The following is a 20760-nucleotide window of genomic DNA, read 5'->3' as shown; positions in this document are numbered from 1 at the left end:
TCAGGACATGAGGAAGCGCCATGTGCGAGGCGAGTGAACGGAGCGGTTATGGGACGCCCTGAGCGACCGGTGGATCCTCGGGCCGGTGCTCTGCAGCGTCTCGCTCATGAGTTGCGGGTGCTGCGCGAGGCGGCCGGGAAGCCGACGTACCGGGTGATGGCCGGGCGGACGGACTTCTCGGTGAGCGTGCTGGCGCAGGCGGCGTCGGGTGAGCGGCTGCCGTCGCTGGCGGTGGTGCTGGCGTACGCGCAGGCGTGCGGGGCGGACTCGGCCGAGTGGGAGCTGCGGTGGAAGGCCGCGGCCGAGGAAGCAGCGGACGAGGAGGCGGCAGCACGCGAGGAGGAGAAGGAGCAGCAGGCGCCCTACCGGGGGCTGGTGCGGTTCGAGCCCGGTGACCACGGGCTGTTCTTCGGCCGCGACCGGCTTGTGGCGCAGTTGTCGGATCTGGTGCATGAGCACCGGTTCGCGGTGGTGTTCGGTGCGTCCGGCAGCGGGAAGTCCTCGCTGTTGCGGGCCGGGTTGATACCGCTGCTTCAGCGGACCGTGCGGGAGCTGGGCGGCACGGCCGTACTCCGGGTGCTCACACCGGGGGCCACTCCGGCGACGACGCATGGCCGGCTGCTGACCCCGCAGGAGGGCGAGCCGGACAGCTGGGTCGTCGTCGACCAGTTCGAGGAGATATTCACGCTGTGCCGGGACCGGGCCGAGCGGGCCCGGTTTCTCGATCTGCTCCTGGCCGCCCGGGAGCCGGGCAGCCGGTTGCGGGTGGTCATCGCGGTGCGGGCGGACTTCTACGGGCGGTGCGCCGAACACCGGGGGCTCGTGGACGCGCTGCGAGACGCCCAACTGCTGGTCGGGCCAATGACACCGGCGGAGCTGCGGGAGGCGGTCGTCAAGCCGGCCGCGGCCGCCGGGCTGCTGGTGGAGCGGGCGCTGACCGCCAGGCTCGTCGAAGAGGTCGCCGATCAGCCCGGCGGGCTGCCGATGCTCTCGCACGCCCTGCTGGAGACCTGGCGGCGGCGCCGGGGCCGGACCTTGACGATGGCCGCCTACGAAGCGGTCGGCGGCGTGCTCGGCGCGATCGCCGCCACCGCCGAGCAGGTCTACGGACAGCTGTCGCCCGCCCAGGCAAGGACGGCCCGGCAGGTGCTGCTCCGGCTCATCGAACCCGGACAGGACGCCGCGGACACACGCCGCCCGGTCAAGCGTGCCGAACTGGAGGAGTGGGCGGACCCCGAGGTGCCCGCGGTCGTCGAGGAACTGGCCCGCGCCCGGCTGGTGACCGCGGACGCGGACGGCGTGGAACTCGCCCATGAGGCCCTGATCAGCTGCTGGCCGCGGCTGCGCGGCTGGATCGACGAGGACCGCGAGCGGCTGCGCCACCACCGGCGCCTCACCGAGGCCGCCCGCACCTGGCAGGAACTCGGCCGCGACCCCGGAACCCTGTACCGGGGCACCCACCTGGTACGCGCTGAGGAGTTCTTCGGGGGGCCCGGGCAGCACGGCGAGCTGACCTCCTCCGAGCGGGCGTTCCTCACCGCCGCGCTCGATGCCCGCGAAGCCGAACGCCGGGCCGCCACCCAGACCACCCGTAGGGCACGTCGCCTCGTGCCGCGCTCTCCGCCACCCTGGCTGTGGCGCTGATCGCCGGCCTGGTCGCCTGGCAGCAGCACGGGACCAGCCGGCAGGAAGCGACCGACACGGCGGCCCGCCGGGTCGCCGCGGTGGCCGACGCGACGCGGACGACCGACCCCAGGACCGCCATGCTGCTCAGCGTCGCCGCCTGGCGGATCGCCCCTCTCCCCGAAACCCGTTCGGCTCTGCTCGGCGCCGCCGCCCAGACCGAACTGGACGCCTTCACCGACTCCGGGTTCGGCAGCGGAGCCGTGCGCCTGCTCGTCGATTCCGGCCGTACGCTGCTCAGTTCGAACGGCCGGGAGTGGCGGACCTGGGACGTGGTCACGCACCGCCGTATCGCCTCGGGGCTACTGCCGGACGGCCAGGTGACAGGGGCCAGTCCGGATGGCCGGGTGCTGGCCGTCGATGCGGACAGCGGCGCGGGCCTGTGGGACGTGTCGGCCGGGAAGTGGACCGGTACCGGGCAGCGTCTGCCGTCGTCGGACATTCCCAGCTTCGGTTCCAGCAACCGCAGTTACCTGGTGAGCCACCTCGAAGACGATCAGGTGCAGATGCGTTCCGTCGCGGACGGCCGGGTGCTGTTCCGGACGGCGGCGGCCGACCCGACGAACGTGGCCCTCAGCTCGGACGGTCGGCTGGTGGCCGTCTGCCCCCGAGGCGGTCCGATGACGGTCCGGGACATCGCCCGCCACCGCAGCCTCCCCGGCGGCTGGCAAAGTCCCGGAGCGAACCACTGTGACGACGACAACTCGTGGCTCGCGTTCGATGACGGCAGCGCCCGGCTCGCCGCCGTCTCGTCCGTGGGCGTGCGCGTCTGGGACACCGCCTCCGGACGGCAATTCGCCGATATCGCCGAACCGGACATCCAGAACATCGCCTTCAGCCACGACGGGGCATTCCTGGCGGTCTCAGGACATGACGAGATCATGGCGTGGCGGCTGTCCGCCCCCAATGCCCCGGTGTTCCGCCATCCTCTGAACGGCCAGCTGCTCCGCGGCGGTCTCGCCTGGGATCCCGGTCGGCCGATTCTGCGCTACCTCGAAGGCAGCACCGTCCACTCCCTCGACCTCGGGGCGGCCCTCACCGCCCCGTGGAGCAGCTACCCCCTGGACAACGCGCTGCTCAGCCCGGACGGCGGCACGCTCGCGACCGCCGAGCCGTCCGGGAGCGGCTACCGGTTCCAGTTGCGCGACACCCGTGACGGGCACCTGATCCGTACGCTGCCCTCGCCCCCGTTGCCCGCGTCGCTCGATCCCGCCGAGCCGGCCGTGGAGCTGGACACACAGGACACCATGTCGCTGATGGCCTTCAGCCCCGACAGCACGGCCTTCACCTACAGCGTCTCCGCCCCGGGCCGCGAAACCTCCCCTCAACGGTTTGTCATCTGGGACCTGACCCGCAACCGCGAACGGACCACGCTGGACCTGGCGCACCAGTCATCCACCGAAGCGGTCCTTATGGTCGTGCTCGGTCCCGGCGGCCGGACACTGCCGGCCTCCAGGACGCGCGGCATCGGTCGTGTGAGCGGCGAGGTGTGGAACACCGCACGCCGCAGCAGAGCGGCCATGCTCAACGACCTCGGCAGTGTCCACCTGGCCGTTCGCCCCGACGGCCGGCTGCTCGCGGGAGACGTGGACTTCACCGAGCTGCCGTCCGGCCCGGTCACCCGGCGCACCCTCAGCCAGGGCGAGCAGATCAACGCCGTGGCCTTCAGCCCGGACGGCTCCCGCATGGCGGCGGGTGACATGACCGGCCGCGTGGCGCTGTGGGACGGAACCCTCCACCACCGCACGGGCGTCCTGCCGAACCTCTTCCCGGCGGCGCTCGGTGACACCCCTGAAGCGGTCAACGCCCTTGCCTTCAGCCCCGATGGCAGGACCCTCGCTGTCGCCGGCGACTCCGGCACCCTCCAGCTCTGGGACACCGCCACCCAACAACCCCTCGGCGGCAACCTGCCCACCCCCGGCGAGCCGATCCGCTCCCTCGCCTTTAGCCCCGACAGCGCCACCCTCTACGCCACCAGCGACCACACCCCGCTTCAGCGGTACCCCATCACCCCCTCCCACGCCATCACCCAGGCCTGCGCACGCACCGGCACCACTTTCACCGCGGCCCAATGGCACCTGTACATCCCCGACGCGCCCTACCACCCCGTCTGCGACACACCCCGTCCACAGTGACCACTGCATTCCCTGACGGCTGGCGTTCCCTGACCGTGGCGTGGCGTGACACGTATGCCGTTCCAGCTCCCGCGATCGCGCGCGTGACACGACGGGCCGGATTCCAGGGAACGCGTCGCTGACCTGTTTGTTTACGCCCATGAACCGGGTTGCCGGACAATTCACGGCCGCTAAAGATCACTCTCACCCGCACTGATCATCACCTCTCGATCTCACGCACGGTTGGTCACCGAGCTAAGGAATTCGAAAATGATCCGCACCCCTGTCAAGAAGTGGTTGCTCACCGTCGCAGCCTGCGGCCTGGCGTTCAGTGGCCTGGGCCTGGCCTCCGCCACGCCCGCGAGCGCGGCCAACGAGACGGACCTCAACGGGAAATGGGACAACCTGCTCCCGAGCATCTGCCAGGACGGCTCCAACCGGGGCGGCCAGAGCGTCTGGTTCTACAACACCGCCACGCACGAGCTCTACGACAAGAGCTACCAATACAGGTCCCCGGTCTACGACCAGGTCGGCCCGGCTCGATCGATCAAGTACTACCTGAACCCGAACTGGAAGATTCTCAAGGGCCACTGCTACTACCCCCAGTCGTCCTCCTGGACGAAAGAGGGGGACGAAACAGCCTGGTCCGAGACGGCAAGCAACTGCGACAACGGCGGCCCCCTCAACTACAACGTCTCCCAGAGCTACACCACCACGACGATCACCACCAAGACGGTGGGCGGCTCCATCGTTGGCGAGCGCTCCATCGGCAAGCTGTTCGATGTCGGCGCCGGCGCCGAGTTCTCGTACTCGTGGTCCTACGGCAAGTCCGTCGGCTGGTCGCGCACTGTCGGCATGAGCGTCCCGGCCGGCAGGACGGAATGGTTCGGCGCGAGGCCCATCATGCGCGTGGTGCGGGTCAACCCGCACTTCTGGCTGGACAGCTTCACATGGAACACCGTCAAGGACGGCAACGGCTACCACACCTCCCAGGTGTGGGGCGGCTACGGTTACCGGGCCCTCGTGGACCACGACTACTACTACGACGGCACGGCGAACGTCCTCAACAGCAGCAAGCAGCCGCAGTTCCGCTTCATCCTCCACGGGCGTGCCAACAAGTACAGCGACTGCCACTGACCCGTGGCGGCACCCCTGAGATCCGAAGTGCCCGCCGGCCCGACGCCGGCGGGCACTTCGCTGTGCCCCCGGATTGTTCTGGGTGATGGAAGGGGCTCGCCGGACAACATTCCGGCCCTGACGATCGACAGGAATCCGGAATTCCGGAACCCGTCCCTCTCTCACGTAACGGAGACCTCCCATGGCCTCTCGTCTGTTGCAGCGCGTGGGCACGTCGCTCGCCGTGCCCGCTCTCGTGGTCGGCGCGTTCGCGCTGGCCGACCCCTCGCATACGCACTCGACGTCCTCGAAGGCGTCCAGCACTCTCAACCTGAGCACCAAGGACACCGAACTCTCGGCCTCGACCTGGTACCTCGCCCACTGGGACGTCGACGCCAGCGGGGAGGGCTACGCCCACACGATCAGCCACCTGCGGTCCATCATCGACGCGCACGGCGGTCACCGGGAGAACGTCCAGCGGGGCGGCCGTAACCTCGCCGTCGACGTCACCCCGGGCGCCGGCGCTGACCACGCGTACATCGACCTCACGGTGACGACAGCCGGTGCGACCATCCACCTGATCATCAGAGTCAGCGACATGTACGTCGTCGGGTGGCACTTCTATTCGCCCCAGGCCGGCAATGTGTACATCCCGCTCAGCCGCGACCACCCCGAGGACATACCCGCGGCCGTCCTGAGCCCCACGCAGAACGGATTTACGCAGTACGGCGACATGAACGGCCACGAGAACTACAACGACCTCGCCAGATCGGCCAACACGTCGCTGGAGGACCTCAGCCTGAGCCACCAGAACCTCCGGCAGGCCGTCTTCGACCTGCATCAGAACCCGTCGCATGCGCCGGCGAACTACGTGAGGAACAAGTCGGCCGGCATCCTCCGCCTGATCATGGCCATCTCTGAGGGCACCCGCTTCCGCCCGATCGCCGCCGACCTCGGCCATCAGCTCACCACCGGCGGCCAGACCCGCATGGCCCGCTACATCGAGCTGATCCGCAACTGGCGCGGCATCAGCCGGGTCTTCACCAACCCCGGCGGCGCCTTGAACTGGGTGCACACGGTCGGCTGGGGCGACATCCGCGACCGCTCGGCCGCTGCCGCCGTCCTGATGGTCGCGCTCGCCATCCGACCCGTTACTTCCAACATCAAGGACGAACTGTGAGGCCCACGGCTCACCGCCGTCGCCGCCTCGTCCCTTGACCCGGCTTCGCCTCTCACCTCAGCGCCCACCCCGCCCGCTACAGCGGGCGGGGTGGGCGGCGCTCACTGCGAGGTTCTCACCGCCGACGTTCATCCGTCCCTGGCCCCTCGACGAGCCCCAGACGATCTTGGTCCAGGAGAACTTGGCGAGGTAGCGGCGGTTGTCGCGGCCGCCGAAGCCCCCCATGGCCTCGCCTGGCCCTGCTGAACATGCCGAGGTGGCGGGCGGTGACCGGGGCTTCGGCTTGTGGGTGTGTGCGGGTTGCCCACTTGTAGATGAGCTTCCGCACGAAGGCGTCCAGGACCCGAAGGCGGCTGGCTGGCCCGGATGGGCGGGGCCGTACTGGAGCGTGAGTTGGGGAGGCCGACCGTCGCCCCCCCGGGCCATGCTGCACCGCCTGCTCCGCGCAGCTTGGATTCAGTCGGCACCGCCGCGGCACTTGATCGGGTACTCGGCACGGCGCTCCAGCACCAGCTGAGTCTCGATCAGAGCGTGGCCCTGCGGTCTTCTGCTGTTCGCCCCGGCGAAGACTCCGCCGGCATCTACGGGCCCGTAGCCATCGAGCGCCCCGATCGGCGCCTTACCGCTGTTGGCCAAGCCCGCGATCACTCAGAGGTCCAAACTCGACATTCCGGGCATCATCGTGGCGAACGAGGGGCGACCTGCCTTACTTGACATCTCAGTACAGAACCGCTTAGGTTTCTGACAGTCCAGTACACAACGGTCCTGAGCTCACCGAATGGGCTGCGTGCCCGCCTGTTTCCTGGACTTCCTGAACAGCTGGCCCCTGCAAACCACCCGGAACTCGAAGGGTTGAGCGAACCATGACCGAAAAGGAAAAGCAGGAGGCGACAGCTATGACGACTTCTGCGTACGCGAGCGACGCCCTGGCCGAGGGGACCGTCGACGCGGTGGTGATCGGCGGGGGCGCCGCGGGGCTGAACGGTGCACTGATCCTGGCCCGCTCCCGCCGCTCGGTCGTCGTGATCGACAGTGGCTCCCCTCGCAACGCGCCCGCCGATGCCGTGCACGGCCTCATCGCCCTCGACGGCACCCCACCGTCCGAGATCCTTCGACGGGGCCGGGAGCAGGTGCGCCAGTACGGGGGACGCGTCGTCCACGGCAAGGTGGTCTCGGCCGAGCCTGCCGCCCCGGCGGCAGACGGGGACCTGCGGTTCACCGTCACCCTGGCCGACGGCCGCCGCATCACCGCCCGCCGCGTCCTGGTGGCCACCGGCCTGAAGGATGTGCTCCCTGAGGTGCCCGGGCTCGCCAAGCACTGGGGACACAGTGTGCTGCACTGCCCCTACTGCCACGGCTGGGAAGTGCGCGACGAGCCCATCGGCATCCTCGCCACCAGCCCGGCCTCCATCGGCCCCGCGTTGTTGTTCCGGCAGCTGACTGAGGACCTCACCTACTTCACCCACGGCACCGACCTGGACGAGGACACCCGCGCCCGCTTCGCCGCCCGCGGCATCCGCGTCATCGACACCCCGGTCACCGAGATCGTCGACGACGCGGACGGCGCCCTCGCCGGGGTGCGCCTGGCCGACGGCCAGGTCGTGGCCCGCCGCGTCCTCGCGGTCGTCCCGCAGATGCAGGCCCGAACCCAGGGCCTGGAAGGACTGGGCCTGCCGGTGCGGGACCTGCCGAATGTGGGCCGCGCTTTCGCCTCCGGCCCGGACGGCACCACCGAGGTGCCGGGTGTGTGGGTGGCCGGCAACGTCACCGATCCGGTCGCCCAGGTCGGTGCCTCCGCAGCGGCCGGAGCACTGGCAGGCATCGACATCAACAAGAAGCTGGCCATCGCGGACACCGACGCGGCCCTCCAGGGCTGAAATCCCCAGCCACCACCCTCACCTTCACCGGCGAGGAAACCCATCAGATTCCAGACGGCTTTCAGTCATGCCCACCAAGCAAGGGAAGAAAATGAGTACCAGCATTGACCACGAGGCGCCCGCCTCCGGGAAGAAAGACTCGGGCCTTCGCGGCTCACATGCCGTGCGCTGGTGGGTGCTGGCCGTCATAGGCATGGCACAGCTCATGGTCATGCTCGACGCGACCGTCGTGAACATCGCGCTGCCCGAGGCGCAGCAGGATCTTGGCTTCAGCGACGGCAGCAGGCAGTGGGTCATCACGGGTTACGCGCTGGCGTTCGGCAGCCTGCTGCTCCTCGGCGGCCGACTGGGTGACCTGTTGGGCCGACGTACCCTCTTCGTGATCGGCCTGGCAGGTTTCGGGGCCGCGTCCGTCGTCGGCGGCTCGGCCGGCAGCTTCGAGATCCTCGTCGCGGCACGTGTGGCCCAGGGTCTCTTCGCCGCACTGCTCGCGCCCGCGGCGCTCTCCCTGCTCAGCGTGACCTTCACCGAACCGTCCGAAAGGGCGAAGGCCTTCGGTATCTTCAGTGCCTTGGGCGGGGCGGGCGGCGCGGTCGGGCTGCTGGTCGGCGGCATGCTCACCGAATGGGCGTCGTGGCGCTGGGTGATGTACGTGAACGTCGTCTTCGCGGTCCCCGCCCTGATCGGTGCCTTGCTGCTGCTGGCCAAGCCCGCGATCACCAAGAAGCCCAAACTCGACATTCCTGGCATCCTGGTGGTGAGTGCCGCGCTGTTCGCCGTCGTCTACGGGTTCGCGCACGTCGAGTCCACCAGCTGGACCGACCCGGTAGCGCTCGGCTCCATGATCACCGGCGCGGTGCTGCTCGCGGTGTTCGTCTGGCTGGAGACCAGGGTCGCGCATCCGCTGCTGCCGCTGCGCGTCGTGCTGGACCGGACCCGCGGTGGTTCGTTCATGGCGGTGTTCGTCATCGGCATGGGGATGTTCTCGATCTTCCTGTTCCTGACCTACTACTTCGCGGCCAGCCTCGGCTACTCGCCGATCAAGACCGGTCTGGTGTACCTGCCGATGGTCGCGGCCGTCGTCGCCTCGTCGACCACCATGCCTGTGCTGGTGCTGCCCAGGGTCGGCCCTAAGATCGTGATCACCGCCGGCTTCCTGGTCGCCGCAGTCGGTATGGCCATGCTGACCCAGATCGAGTTGGACAGCACCTACGCCGCCCACATCATGCCCGGCATGATCCTGATGGGTCTCGGCATCGGCGCGGTGATGACCACCGCGTTCCAGGGGGCGACCTCAGGCCTGCACCACGAGGACTCGGGTGTCGCCTCGGCGCTGATCAACACCGGTCAGCAGGTGGGCGGCTCGATCAGTACGGCGCTGCTGACCACCGTTGCCTCGTCGGCCGCGACCGACTACCTGACGTCGCACAAGCCCAGCGCGCTGGCCGCGGCACAGGCCGGGGTCGAGGGCTACACGGCCACCCTGGCCTGGGGCTCCGGATTCTTCGTGGTCGGTGCGGTGATCGCCGCGCTCCTGATCCCGAACCGGGCCCTGGAGCCGTCCGAGGGCGAGCCCGTGATGGCCCACTGAGCCTGGATCCACCCTGGAGATGCCCTCCTTTCCTGCGATGACTGCTGTTCTCACGACACGCATCAGCGCAGGAAAGGAGGGCATCTCCAGGCTTCCACCGCCACCGTCTCGCCCTGCGCATCCATTGCGGAGCGTTCTCCGCAATGGACCTCACCGCCCGCCACCCGCGCCGCGGAGAACTGCTGTCCACGGTGAAGTTCCTGGTGCGAATCCTCGCCGCAGGCGAACTCCAGCGCGATCTGACCTACAAAGTGGACATCGCCACGCGCGCTGCACGGCAATCGGCCACCGGCGCGAACATCCGAGTCACGCCGTACGAGCTGAGCGTCGTGGAACCGGACGGCTTCGCCGCTGCCAGACTGTGACCTGCTCTTTTCCTGCGTCGACCGGCCCTGGCCACGCGCCGCCCTCAACCTCCTCGCCTACGCCCACCTCATCCCTGTCGTGGACGGTGGAATCTCGGTCGATGCGCGCGGTGGGCGTCTGAAGGGCACCGACTGGCGTGCCCACGTTGCCGCACCGGGCCGCGCGTGCATGGAATGCCTGGGTCAGTACGACCCGGCCCACGTTTCCGTGGAACGCGACGGACTGCTCGACGCCCCCGCCTACATCAAGGGCCTCTCGGGGAATCATCCGCTGCGTCGGAAAGAGAACGTCTTCGTCTTCTCCGCGAGCGCGGCCGCCGCACAGCTGAACCAGTTCCTCACCATGGTCACGGCGCCGAGCGGCATCGCTGACACCGGTGCCCACCTCTACCACCTGACCACCGGGACCATCGACCAACACCTGGAGGGCTGCGACGCAGGGTGCCTCTATGACGGACAGCTCCGCGCTCTCGGCGATCACACCCCTGTGATTGTCACCGGGCGGCACGAAGCCGCCGACCGAGCGTGCGCTGCCCGCTCGGCTGCTGTACACCGCTGGCCACTTCGCTTCCGCCAGGGTATCGACGACCTGCTGAGCAGGTACTGGTGACCGGGCTTGCCCGCAGGCGGCGTCGGCCGACGAGCAGGCCACTCACCTGCCACGTGGGAGCAGATCTTGGTGATCGCGGGAGACGATCTTCGCCAGCGCGGCATATCTCTTGACCAGCGCATTCCGTCGGTTCCCCAGGACCAGCGGGCGCGGCACGCTACGGCATCGTGCGGCCACCTGTGGGGATACGACCCGCCGAGGCGCCCTCATGGACGTCACTGACCTACCGCAGGAGCAGAAGGTGGCTCGTCGGCCTGCCGACGTGACACTTCTTCTCGGCGCATGCGGGCAGTGCAGAGCACGGCGTCCCCATTGATGCCCTTGTGACTGACGGGATATGCCGCATGGATAGCAGACAGAAACGACGATACCTGGGGGTTCCACCGGACAAGGACCGGAGGATGCTCTTGCTGAACCGGCGGTGACCGCCGCGGCCGACGATTGACGGTTCGCAAAGGGGTTGCCGGTCATCGCCCCAGTGCAAGCGTCCAGTGCACGTCGCCTGAATCCGGGCAGATCCGCCACCCTTCCAGAACGCCGTTCGCCGTCAGACGGCTGAGCACACCGTGGAACCCTTGGTCGCGGAGGCCACAGTCACGAATGATCCGGTCGCATTCACTCAGCCCCTCTCCCGAGGACGGATCGCTGCGCGCCACGAGATAGACGCCCGACAGCCGCAGCTGCGGCTCTGCCCCACCGATCCGGGCAGGGGACCCAGTGCGCAACGCCCAGTCGGCCGCGCGCCGCCGGTCGGGGCGGGCCGGTGACTGGGCGAGCAGCGTGGCGTCGCGAAGCTCCGCAGCCACCCCGGCCGCTCCGGGACCGTTCACCATGCTTGCCCACCGCGCCTGTTCCAACTCACGGCAGGCCTGCACCGGATCGATACGAAGGCTGCGCAGCAGGCCCGCACGGAGTTCGACGTGCAGGTACGCGTTCATGCGCAGGGCGCACTGCAGGGCGAGGAGCCTCGCCCCGGCGGACACGTCCGCGGGCAGGGCCGCGGCCAAATAGCTGAGGATCTCGCTCACGCGGACATGCTCCCCCGGCCCCCGGCTGGGCCGGGGACCGCGCGGCCGCGCGGAAGGCAGGCGGAAGGGTGCGGCCAGCACGGTGTCGGGCACGATGGCGGCCTGGGCGGTTGCCGCGGCGCAGGCGCCGCAGGCGTCGGCGAGGCGCCAGACACGGCCACCGCGTTCGCAAGCCAGGAGCAGGCGGATGGGCCCCGCGCACCCGCGGTGACGGCGGTGCCAACGGCAGCCGCGTTCATGACACTGACAGATCCGCAGGTGAGGCGCCCTCAGGTCACCGCGGGCATGCCGGGCGAGGTGAGCGAGGGCCGCCGAGCGCGCGGACTGCGCGGTGACCCGCCGGCCGTCCTGGGGACAGTGCTGGCAAACGAGAACGAGCCCGCCGGTCTGGCATCGCAGTTCCACCGTCCAGTTCCGCGCCGCCTGAGGACACAGGGTGCGCAGCCTCATGGGCGTGTATCCCTCCCTTCCCGGTCCGGCGCCAGCCCCACCGCGCGGTACGGCGGGACGGCCGACACCGTAGTGCAGACCCCTGCCCTCCCGCCGGTGGAGCCATCGGGAGAAACAGGGCAGATGTCTGCACTGACAGGGCAGGGGTCTGCACCGTCGGATGGTCTGGTGACGATCTTGCCACCCGATCCGGACCTCGACGCCCTCCGACTGGAGCTCGGGCGTCTGCGGGCTGAGCGCGGGTGGAGCTACGACGAGCTCGCCTCCCGCAGCGGCCTGAGCAGGCGCACTGTGATCGAGATCGAGCAGGGCCGCACCGTCGGCACCCTCAAGACATGGCACGCCCTCGCACATGCCCTGGACACACCGCTCGACGAGCTCTTCGCCACCCTCTGCCGCGAGCACGACCTGCCCGGAGCCGACGGCAGCCCCGACAGCTGATCCGGGCCCGTCCGGCACCGGCGGCAATTCACCCGATCCGGCAATGCCATATCGAATGTGCGAGCAGTGGTTCGCACTGCTGTTGCCCAACTCTGCTCTGCCCGGGGGATCATCAGGGCCGGGCGTCGCCGATACGGCGTGTCGGCTGGCAGGTTCGCCCGCATGTGCTCCTCTTCTTCTCCTTCAGCACGTCGCTGGGCCGGCAGCCGCGCGAGCGCGCCTCAGCGGCGGTCCCTGCGTATCGCCCCCGATAGCGCCAGCCGGTTGCTGCGCTGCGGCCAGACCACCTCCTGCCGCGCATGCGGCAATACAGTCGAGTCCTACTTGCGCGCCGACTACCGACTGGTGCAGCTGCATCCGATCGAACTGCCGGTGACCGGGGTGCCGGAGTCCTGCCGCTGGCACGTCAGCCGCGGCATTGCCCATCCCGCAGGTGACGGGAGCAGCTGGTGCCGGCTGGCCCATGACCTGCTGTGCCCTGCCCTCCCGGCGCCGATGGCCATGCCGCAGTTGTCCGGGCTGCGCAGGGCTCTCGCCCTGCGCAGCCGCCGTCTGCTCGACACGGGAGTCCTCGTTCCTCCAGCCACACCGGCCAAGGGGCCGTCGGGCGAGGCCGTCTGCCGTCCGGCCCGGCCCGTCGTGCAAATGCTGTTCGTCCGCTATCTGGCCTCCCGCCCCGTCGATGAGATCCAGTGCGTCGCCCAGACCCGGCGCCGGACCCGCTGCACCGCAGAGATCCTCGGCCCCGGTGCGCTGCAGGGGGTGTGGACCCTGGTACCCGTGACCGTGCGCCACGGTCAGCTCACGCTGCCGTCGGATGTCATGGCCGTCTACAGCCTGTCCGCGCTGCCGTACCAGGAACAGCTGCGCTGGCGCACCCAACGGTGTCGGGACCATGCCGCCGCATCCACCGCGGGTGACCTCGCCGTCGCGGACTGGGAACCCTTCGACCCGCTCCGCCACCACGAACACATCCGTACCCGCCTGCCCGCGCACAGGCGCCGCCCCGGCGGCCACGCACCCGGCGGGTTTGGTCGTGACGCATCAGTACGCCGTCGAGATCATCCTGACCCGGCCCGCCACCGCCCGGGAGATTCACCGGGCCCGCCACCGCGTGACGCTCGCCCCGAACGCCGAACGCACCCGGCTGATGACGGTGCAGAGCGGCAAAAGCCCGGGCCGTGCCCTGCAGCGCCTGCGGCGCCGGCTGGACACGGTCCTGCCGATCGACGTGCTGACCACTCACTACCCCGACCGCCATGGCCACGTCCTGCTCAATGTCGTCCTCAGCCGCCGCGCCGACACGCGAATCCGCCGGGAGGCAGCCGAGCTTGGCCGGCGTCCCGGTGACGTCCTGGCCGAGCGGATCACGGCCGGCCTCACGCGAAGCCAACGCCAGCGGCACCACCGCCTCGAGTCGCAGCTGCAGCAGTTGCTCACCCATCACACCTCGGAAGAAGTCCTGGCCTGCGCGGCAGGCCTCCTCCTGCAGGTGCGTCTACCGCGCTGAACCCACCGTCGCATCCCCAAGCCGACGGAGGCACACGCTGCGCCTCGTACCGGCCCTCCCCATCCCACGGAGCCCCAGTTGCACACCCCCACCCCCGAACAGGTCCACGCTGCGGACACCTTCCGCTCCGGCCGCCACCTCGCGCTGCAGGCCGGAGCCGGAACCGGGAAGACCAGCACCCTGTGCCTGCTCGCCGCCGACACCAAACGCCGCGGCCGCTACATGGCCTTCAACAAGGACATCGCACGGGACGCCGCCGCCCGCTTCCCCTCCAGCGTGCAGTGCCGCACCGCCCACGCCACCGCCTTCGCCGCACTCGGCCACCGCTACACCAGTCGCCTCAACAGCCCCCGCCAGCCGGCCTGGAAGACCGGCCAGGCCCTCGGCATCCTGCGACCAGCGCGGATCACCGACCACGAGGTCAGCCCAAGAACCCTGTCCCACAACGTGCTGCGCACGGTCACCCGCTTCTGCCACTCCGCCGACACCGCTTTGGCCCGCCACCACGTACCGCGCCTGCGCGGCCTCGACGCTCCCGCCGACCACCGGCAGTTCGCCGAACTCGTGCTCCCCTTCGCCGCCAAGGCCTGGGCAGACCTGCAGCGCCCCGACCACGGCGTCGTCCGCTTCGAGCACGACCACTACCTCAAGATGTGGGCGCTGACCGGCCCGAAGATCGAGGCCGACTTCCTCTTCCTCGACGAGCCCCAGGACACCAACCCGGTCCTGGAACAGGTGTTCACCGCACAGCGTGACCACGCACAGCTCGTCATGGTCGGCGACTCCGCGCAGGCCATCTACAGCTGGCGGGGCGCAACCGACGTGATGACCGGCTTCGACGCCGAACAGCTGACCCTCACCCGCTCCTTCCGGTTCGGACCGCGGATCGCCGACGAGGCCAACCGGTGGCTCGCGCTCGCCGACGCTCCCATCCGCCTGACGGGAACCACCAGTGTCCCCGCGGAGGTCAGCAGCATCGACCACCCCGACGCCGTGCTGTGCCGCACCAACATCGGCGCCATGACAGAGGTCATGCGCCTGCTCGGCGAAGGACACCGCGTCGCCCTCACTCGGGGAGGCCAGCAACTGGCCCAACTAGCCTCTGCTGCAAGAAACTTGAAGGAAGGACGCCGCACCCATCACCCCGAACTGGTGCTGTTCGCCTCCTGGGGCGATCTTCAGGACTACGCCGCCTACGATCCGGCCGGCCACGACCTGCAGCCCTTCGTCGACCTCATCGACACCCACGGCCCCAACGCCATCCTCGCCGCCGTGTCCGAACTCTCCGAGGAAGCACACGCCGACGTCACCGTCTCCACCGCTCACAAAGCCAAAGGCCGCGAATGGCCGGCCGTCAGGATCGGCAACGACTTTCCCCAGCCGCAGGACACCGACCCCGGCACAAGCACGGCTGCCCAGGCCCCGGAGGTAAGCGACGCCGACGCCCGTCTCGCCTACGTCGCCGTCACTCGTGCCCGTCACCGACTCGACCTCGGCGGTCTCGCATGGAACACCACCGCCCAAGAGACCCAAAGCGGATGACGCCACGGACCTCGGCTGTGACTTTGCTCGATAGATGGCGGCGCGCCCGGTCTAGATCTGCTGGCCGCTGGGGTTCTTTGATTTCTGGTTGGCGACTTCGTTGACCCGTAGTTGGCGAGCCGTGGAGCCCGCTGTGTCACACAGTGTGAGCGTTTTCGATGAGATCATCGCTGTGTCGGATGAGGAGCTGGCGGAGCCGCTGGTAGTAGCTGTGGGCTGTGTCTGGACGGCTGAGAAGCCAGCGGATCTTGGTGGCCTGATCGGAGTCGATTTCGGCAGGGTCGCTGTCCAGATAGTGGACCAGGACGCTGGGGGCGAGGCGCCACTCGCTGCCGGTGAGCCGGGTCCAGATCATGCTCGATGCGCAGGTGTGGTTGAGCATGTCGGGTGCCCGCGGCCGGGTGCATGCGGAACGTCCGAGCGATGCGTTGAGGGTTGTCCAGTCCTCAGAGCTGAGTGTCCAGTCGGCGAACCGCAGTCGTCGTGAGCGGTGGTCCACGGGCGTGGTGAGTTGGGCGGCGTACCGGCCCAACTGCTCGATGACAGCGGGGAGTCGGTCGGTGTGATGGGTGAAGCTGTCGCGTGGAGTGAGCCTTTGCAGCTGGTCGGGGCTCTGGTGCCAGGAATCAGGGATGCCGAGGAAGTACGCGGCTTTCTCGAACAGCATGCCGGTGACCATCTGGACGAGTTGGACTGCGGCGAAGCGGCGGAAGACCACGCTGCGCCCCAGGAACCGCTCGGAGGGGTTGAGTCCTGCAGCGGTCAACCAGTCGTCGGGCAGCCACTGCGGGATGTGCTCGGGCAGGTAGCCGCGCCTGCGGGCCGGAAGAAGCGGCTGTCGGGCTCGTCGCCAGGCAGTGAGCGGGGAGGCCCCATGGGGGTGGAAGGGGCGGGGCAGCGCTTCGATCATCTGTGTGCGAAAGGCAGAGGAACAGTCCCTTCGCAGAATGGTCCAGGTCTTGCCCCAGCCGGTGGAGGTGGGGAGGGGCATGCGGTCGGCCAGGGCTGTGATGGCGAGACGCCGGGCGGTGCGAGGCCTCAGGTTGAGGAGGCGTGTGGCAATGTCCAAGAGGCAGGCCGTAGCGGATGCGGACAGAGGTGGGGTCACCCAGAAGTTGCTGCGCCGGACGCCGGGCAAGGTCTCGAATTGCAGCTGCCGCTGCTCGGTGATGTGGGCGTCCAGGGCCTGTGCGAGGTGGCGTTCGGGTGTGACGGTGGCAGTCGCGGGCCAGGTTGCCTGAATAATCGCGGACATGACTTGCAGGTCGCTGAAGACGGCGAAGGCGTCGGCCGGGTCGTGGGCGGGCGACAGCAGGTCCTGGATGTGCTGTTGGAGTGCGATCACGCGAGGGCTGGGGCTGGACATCTCGCTGAGGTGGTCGGGGTTGTCCATGCGGTGGCCGCAGGCAGTTCCGTCGGCGCGGATGCTCCGGCACTGGGCGGGGTGCAGGCCGCCGGTGGTGGGGGCGGGCAACAGGACGAGTCTCTTCCGGGTTCCGCCGAGGGCGGGAACACCACAGGCCGGGCAGATGTCCTGGAGGAAGAGCCGGTGTTCGAGGCAGACGAACATCGCGCCCAGCCTCCACTGTGTCTTCCAGGCTCCTCCGTGCCGCCGCTGGATCTCGCTGCCGTGGCCAATCAGGCAGAGGGGGCAGTAACGGGTGCTCGCCCCCAGGAGCCAGGGCGGAAAGTATGAGCGTGGACGAAGTTGCGGGCTTCCTCCTGGCCGGGTCAGCGCTTCGGCGACGGGCGGGTAGTGGGCAACGAAGGAACGCAGCGTGAGGTCGTCAATCCGGCGTTCGGGAATCCAGGTGACGTGGGTGAACACCGGCCGGAACTGGGGCGCCAGCATAAGGACGTGGTTCACCGGTTGTGCGGTGATCCGGATGGCCAGGCCGGCGCGGAGCGCGATGTCGGCGGGCCTCTGGTCGAGCCGATGAGCCAGCCTCAGCAGCAGTCCCGGAAGGCTCTCGCCGGGCAGTGGGAGAAGGCTGCGGGGCAGCGGGGCGTGCTCGTTCACCGGTCAGGCCTCCTCCAGCACTAGAACCCGTGATGACGCCCGGTGGACACCATGAACTGCAGCCCCGGACGGTGACGTTGACGGGCCCGCCATGTGAACCGGCGAACAGGCTCGGACGACAGTACCGGCGCCACGGCCAGGTCCCGGACCGGCCAGAACACCTCGTCTCCGTCGAACCGGCAAGCCGTCGACCACCGATAAGGCCACCCATCCATCAGCCGCAACCGACCCCGTACAGCGTCACCAACGCCGTGCGACACGACCAGTTGGTCAAGCCCACGCAGATCAGAACGGATCCGGGCCCTTGTCGCCTCCACCCGACCAGCACAACAGCTCGGCGCACGCGCTCGGCACGTTCTCCGGACTTGACCACAACCCACAGCCACCAAACCGAACAGCCGTCAACTGGAAATCAAATCCGCCAACGACCGATCAAAGTCACAGCGGCCGGTGCCCCAGCCTACCCACGACCAGCGCGGCCGAGTGATGGCTTAGCTACTAAAGTCCATCATCTCGCAAGCCTTGTGCGGCACACTCAACCGCTCGCCGGCATCGTCGCTGATAGAGCGACCTCCAGTGACAGAGAGTTACCGAGTGTATTCATGATTTGCCAACTATCCCTCTCATGATTTGCCAACAAGGATTCTCCACTCACCCCCGACCTGCGCGTCTCAGTCCATGATTTGCCAACTAGAGTTCTCGGTCACACCGGTCGCGCCGGACGCCGGATGGGGCCCAGCCGGGGCGGGCACGGAGTGTCCGCCCCGGCGTCCTTCATGGGCCGGTGTCACACCGTGGCGGGCTGCTGCTCGGGGAGAGCCCTCAGACGGCCCGCGGCGTGCAGGCCGTACAGCGCGGCCGCGCAGGCGAGGCCGAGCGCGGTCAGGGAGATCCACGGCAGCGCCGGCATCCCGGCAGAGCGTGCCGTGTCGAGCGCGGCGCCGGTGAGCAGGTTCCCGAGCGTGATGCCGATGCCGCAGACGGTGTTGTAGAGCCCGTAGTGGGTGGCGACGAGCCGGTCCCCGGAGAGTCGGACGATGGTGTCCATCTCGAAGGGATAGGCGATCATCGTGCCCACGGCCAGCAGCAGGGCGGCGAGCGACGGCGGCAGTGCCGCGAGCAGCCACCGCCCCGCGCCGGACCCGGGTACGGGCACGGCGGTGGCGAGCAGCAGGGGCACGAACGCCAGGGCCATCACCACGAGCCCCCTCACGAGCGCCTGGCCGGGCTCGTAACGGGCCTTGCACCAGGCGGTGACCCGCGTCTGGCCGAGGATGGTGCTCAGCCCGGACACCGCGAAGAGCACCGCCACGGCAGCGGTCCCGAACTCTCCGTCGCCGCCCAGCCGTCGCACTTCCAGCGGCAGGGACAGGTAGACCTGGAAGGTGAGGACGTACGAGCCGATCATGGCGGCGGAGAAGAGCAGGAACGGCCGGTTGGCGAGGATGCCCCGCCACTGGGCGAGCACGCTCTCGCGCGCTCCGCCCCGCTCCTGCTCCACGTCCTTGCGCCGGGCCGGCAGTGCGCGGATCTGGACGATGCTGAGCAGGGCGAAGATCGCGGCTGCCACCAGGCAGGTGACACGGAAGTCCACTCCGGTGAGCACCATGCCCGCCAAGGGGCCGAGCAGGATCCCGGCCTGGTAGAAGACGTTGAACAGAGCGAACGCCTCGACCCTTCGCTCCCCCGCGTCCACCGCGAGGTAGGCCCGCACCGCCGGGTTGAACAGCGCCCCGGCCAGGCCCGTCGCCGCCGAGGCGGCGAGCAGCGCGGCCAGCGAGTCCACCAGCCCGAGGGCGGCGAACCCGACCGTGCGCAGCACGCACCCGGCCACGATCATCGGCTTGTAGCCGAGCCGGTCGGCGAGCGTCCCGCCGACCAGGAACATGCCCTGCTGGCTGAAGTTGCGTACGCCGAGGACGAGTCCGACGACCCAGCCGGACAGTCCGAGGGTGCCGGAGAGGTGGGCCGCCAGATAGGGCATCAGCATGTAGAAGCCCAGGTTGATGGTGAACTGATTGACCATCAGCAACTGGACGCTGCGCTCGTACGAGCGGACCTGCGCGAGCAGCCCCTTCACCGGCCCGCCTCCACGGAGTCGGACGCGGCGTCGGTGTCGTCGTCCGCGGTGACGTCCTGCCGCGTGTCCCGCAGGGTGAGGGGATCGGCCACCGCGGTGCACCGGGTCCACCGCGTGACCTCCTTCTCGTCCAGGCGGCCGATCACGTCCGGTTCGGCGGCAGGGGGCGTGTCCAGCAGACCGTGCGCGGCGCAGTAGTCGTCGTCGTACACGGTGCCCAGGTAGCGCTGGGGACCGTCGGGAAAGACGGCCGCGATGCGGGCGTCCGCGGGCATCGTGCGAGCGAACCAGCCGGCCACCAGGGCGACCGCGCCCACGCTCCAGCCGCCGGTGGCGTAGTGGGAGGCGGCGAGTTGGCGGCACGTCGACACCGCCTCGTGCGGGGCCACCCAGTGCACCTCGGAGAAGTTCTCGTAGGCGACGTTGCGCGGGTAGATGCTGGAGCCCAGGCCACGCATCAGGCGGGTCCGCGCGGGCTGGCCGAAGATCGTCGAGCCGATCGTGTCCACGCCGACGACGGCCAGTTCCGGGTAGAGCTGCCGCAGTACCCGGGAGACGCCCGCGGAGTGGCCGCCGGTGCCGACGCTGCACACCAGCACGTCGATGTGGCCCATTTCTGAGGCGAGTTCCAGGGCGAGCGGGGTGTAGGCGGCGACGTTGTCCGGGTTGTTGTACTGGTCCGGGCACCAGGAATCGGTGTGCTGCTGCATCAGTTGCTGCACGCGCTCGCGGCGGGCCTGCTGCCAGCCGCCCGTGGGATGGGGCTCGGAGACGACGTTGACCTGGGCGCCGTACGCGGTCAGCAACCGGGTCATGGACGACTCCAGCCCCGGGTCGGTGACCAGGGTGACCGGATGGCCGTGGACCATGCCGGCCAGCGCGAGCCCCAGACCCAGCGTTCCGCTGGTCGACTCGATGATCCGTCCGCCGGGCCGCAGATCGCCCCGCGCCCGGGCCCGCTCGACCATGTGGAGCCCTGGACGGTCCTTGATGCCGCCGGGGTTGAAGCCCTCCAGCTTGGCCCAGAAACCGCGCCCTGCCGGAGCCAGCGGCTCCGACACGCGCAGCAGCGGCGTGTTCCCGACCAGCGCCGACAGTGCGGACCGGCCGGAGGTGAGGGGGTTCTTCGTCAGTGATGTGAGTGACTGCATGC

Annotated in this window: 15 protein-coding genes and 2 pseudogenes; 12 read left to right on the top strand and 5 right to left on the bottom strand. The window is 69.3% G+C overall.

Translation table 11 applies throughout. From position 1 onward, the window contains the following. Window positions 1–48 precede the first annotated feature (48 nt). The 4 genes from U5640_RS36575 (at window position 49) to U5640_RS36560 (ending at window position 6093) form a co-directional block, all read left to right on the top strand. The gene (locus tag U5640_RS36575; protein ID WP_340382389.1) at window positions 49–1644 is read left to right on the top strand and encodes a helix-turn-helix domain-containing protein; all 1596 of its coding nucleotides are present in this window, start codon (window positions 49–51) and stop codon (window positions 1642–1644) included. Further along, window positions 1635–3818: a WD40 repeat domain-containing protein gene (locus U5640_RS36570; protein WP_340382387.1), complete on the top strand. Its 2184-nt coding sequence runs from the start codon at window positions 1635–1637 to the stop codon at window positions 3816–3818. The genes U5640_RS36575 and U5640_RS36570 overlap by 10 nt, the downstream gene beginning before the upstream one ends. Before the next feature lie 249 nt (window positions 3819–4067). Continuing rightward, entirely contained in the window at window positions 4068–4934 is an 867-nt protein-coding gene (locus U5640_RS36565; protein ID WP_020134203.1) for a hypothetical protein, read from the top strand. A gap of 181 nt (window positions 4935–5115) precedes the next feature. Continuing rightward, window positions 5116–6093, top strand: a complete 978-nt coding sequence (locus U5640_RS36560; protein WP_340382384.1) for a ribosome-inactivating family protein — start codon at window positions 5116–5118, stop codon at window positions 6091–6093. A 57-nt stretch (window positions 6094–6150) separates the two neighbouring features. On the opposite strand, the gene U5640_RS36555 is transcribed toward U5640_RS36560, so the two are convergent. Next, on the bottom strand, window positions 6151–6318 hold the full coding sequence (locus U5640_RS36555; RefSeq protein ID WP_020134205.1) for a hypothetical protein: 168 nt from the start codon (window positions 6316–6318) through the stop codon (window positions 6151–6153). Window positions 6319–6989: 671 nt separating this feature from the next. On the opposite strand from U5640_RS36555, the gene U5640_RS36550 reads away from it, so the two are divergent. From U5640_RS36550 to U5640_RS36535, 4 genes and pseudogenes are all read left to right on the top strand, one after another. After that, window positions 6990–7970, top strand: a complete 981-nt coding sequence (locus tag U5640_RS36550; protein ID WP_340382381.1) for an NAD(P)/FAD-dependent oxidoreductase — start codon at window positions 6990–6992, stop codon at window positions 7968–7970. 91 nt (window positions 7971–8061) lie between these two features. Next, entirely contained in the window at window positions 8062–9561 is a 1500-nt protein-coding gene (locus U5640_RS36545) for an MFS transporter (protein ID WP_020134208.1), read from the top strand. Between the two features lie 41 nt (window positions 9562–9602). Next, a pseudogene (locus U5640_RS36540) lies at window positions 9603–9803 on the top strand (hypothetical protein); the annotation flags it as partial. A 202-nt stretch (window positions 9804–10005) separates the two neighbouring features. Further along, window positions 10006–10536, top strand: coding sequence for a hypothetical protein (locus tag U5640_RS36535; protein WP_340382377.1), 531 nt, complete (start codon window positions 10006–10008; stop codon window positions 10534–10536). Between the two features lie 467 nt (window positions 10537–11003). On the opposite strand, the gene U5640_RS36530 is transcribed toward U5640_RS36535, so the two are convergent. Continuing rightward, window positions 11004–11564: a hypothetical protein gene (locus U5640_RS36530; RefSeq protein WP_340382375.1), complete on the bottom strand. Its 561-nt coding sequence runs from the start codon at window positions 11562–11564 to the stop codon at window positions 11004–11006. 618 nt (window positions 11565–12182) lie between these two features. Between U5640_RS36530 and U5640_RS36525 the strand changes: the two genes are divergently transcribed. The 4 genes and pseudogenes from U5640_RS36525 to U5640_RS36510 all read left to right on the top strand — a co-directional run bounded on the left by U5640_RS36525 (window position 12183) and on the right by U5640_RS36510 (window position 15507). Continuing rightward, a complete protein-coding gene (locus U5640_RS36525) occupies window positions 12183–12455 on the top strand; it encodes a helix-turn-helix transcriptional regulator (protein ID WP_340382373.1) in 273 nt (90 codons plus the stop codon). Between the two features lie 162 nt (window positions 12456–12617). Continuing rightward, a pseudogene (locus U5640_RS36520) lies at window positions 12618–12956 on the top strand (DUF6083 domain-containing protein); the annotation flags it as partial. A 535-nt stretch (window positions 12957–13491) separates the two neighbouring features. Next, the gene (locus tag U5640_RS36515; protein ID WP_340382371.1) at window positions 13492–13965 is read left to right on the top strand and encodes a hypothetical protein; all 474 of its coding nucleotides are present in this window, start codon (window positions 13492–13494) and stop codon (window positions 13963–13965) included. A 78-nt stretch (window positions 13966–14043) separates the two neighbouring features. Continuing rightward, window positions 14044–15507 carry a UvrD-helicase domain-containing protein gene (locus U5640_RS36510; RefSeq protein ID WP_340382368.1) on the top strand — a complete coding sequence of 488 codons (1464 nt, stop codon included), beginning with the start codon at window positions 14044–14046 and terminating at the stop codon, window positions 15505–15507. A gap of 136 nt (window positions 15508–15643) precedes the next feature. Here the strand turns inward: U5640_RS36510 and U5640_RS36505 are convergent, their stop codons facing one another. The 3 genes from U5640_RS36505 to U5640_RS36495 form a co-directional block, all read right to left on the bottom strand. After that, the gene (locus U5640_RS36505; RefSeq protein ID WP_340382366.1) at window positions 15644–17527 is read right to left on the bottom strand and encodes a TniQ family protein; all 1884 of its coding nucleotides are present in this window, start codon (window positions 17525–17527) and stop codon (window positions 15644–15646) included. Between the two features lie 787 nt (window positions 17528–18314). Continuing rightward, window positions 18315–19607, bottom strand: a complete 1293-nt coding sequence (locus U5640_RS36500) for an MFS transporter (RefSeq protein ID WP_340382364.1) — start codon at window positions 19605–19607, stop codon at window positions 18315–18317. Continuing rightward, complete coding sequence (locus U5640_RS36495) at window positions 19604–20758, bottom strand: PLP-dependent cysteine synthase family protein (protein WP_340382362.1); 1155 nt, start codon at window positions 20756–20758, stop codon at window positions 19604–19606. The genes U5640_RS36500 and U5640_RS36495 overlap by 4 nt, the downstream gene beginning before the upstream one ends. Between the last annotated feature and the right edge of the window lie 2 nt (window positions 20759–20760).

It is taken from the genome of Streptomyces sp. SS7, from assembly GCF_037993025.1.
Lineage (GTDB): Bacteria > Actinomycetota > Actinomycetes > Streptomycetales > Streptomycetaceae > Streptomyces.
This window is presented reverse-complemented; position numbering and strand designations above follow the sequence as displayed.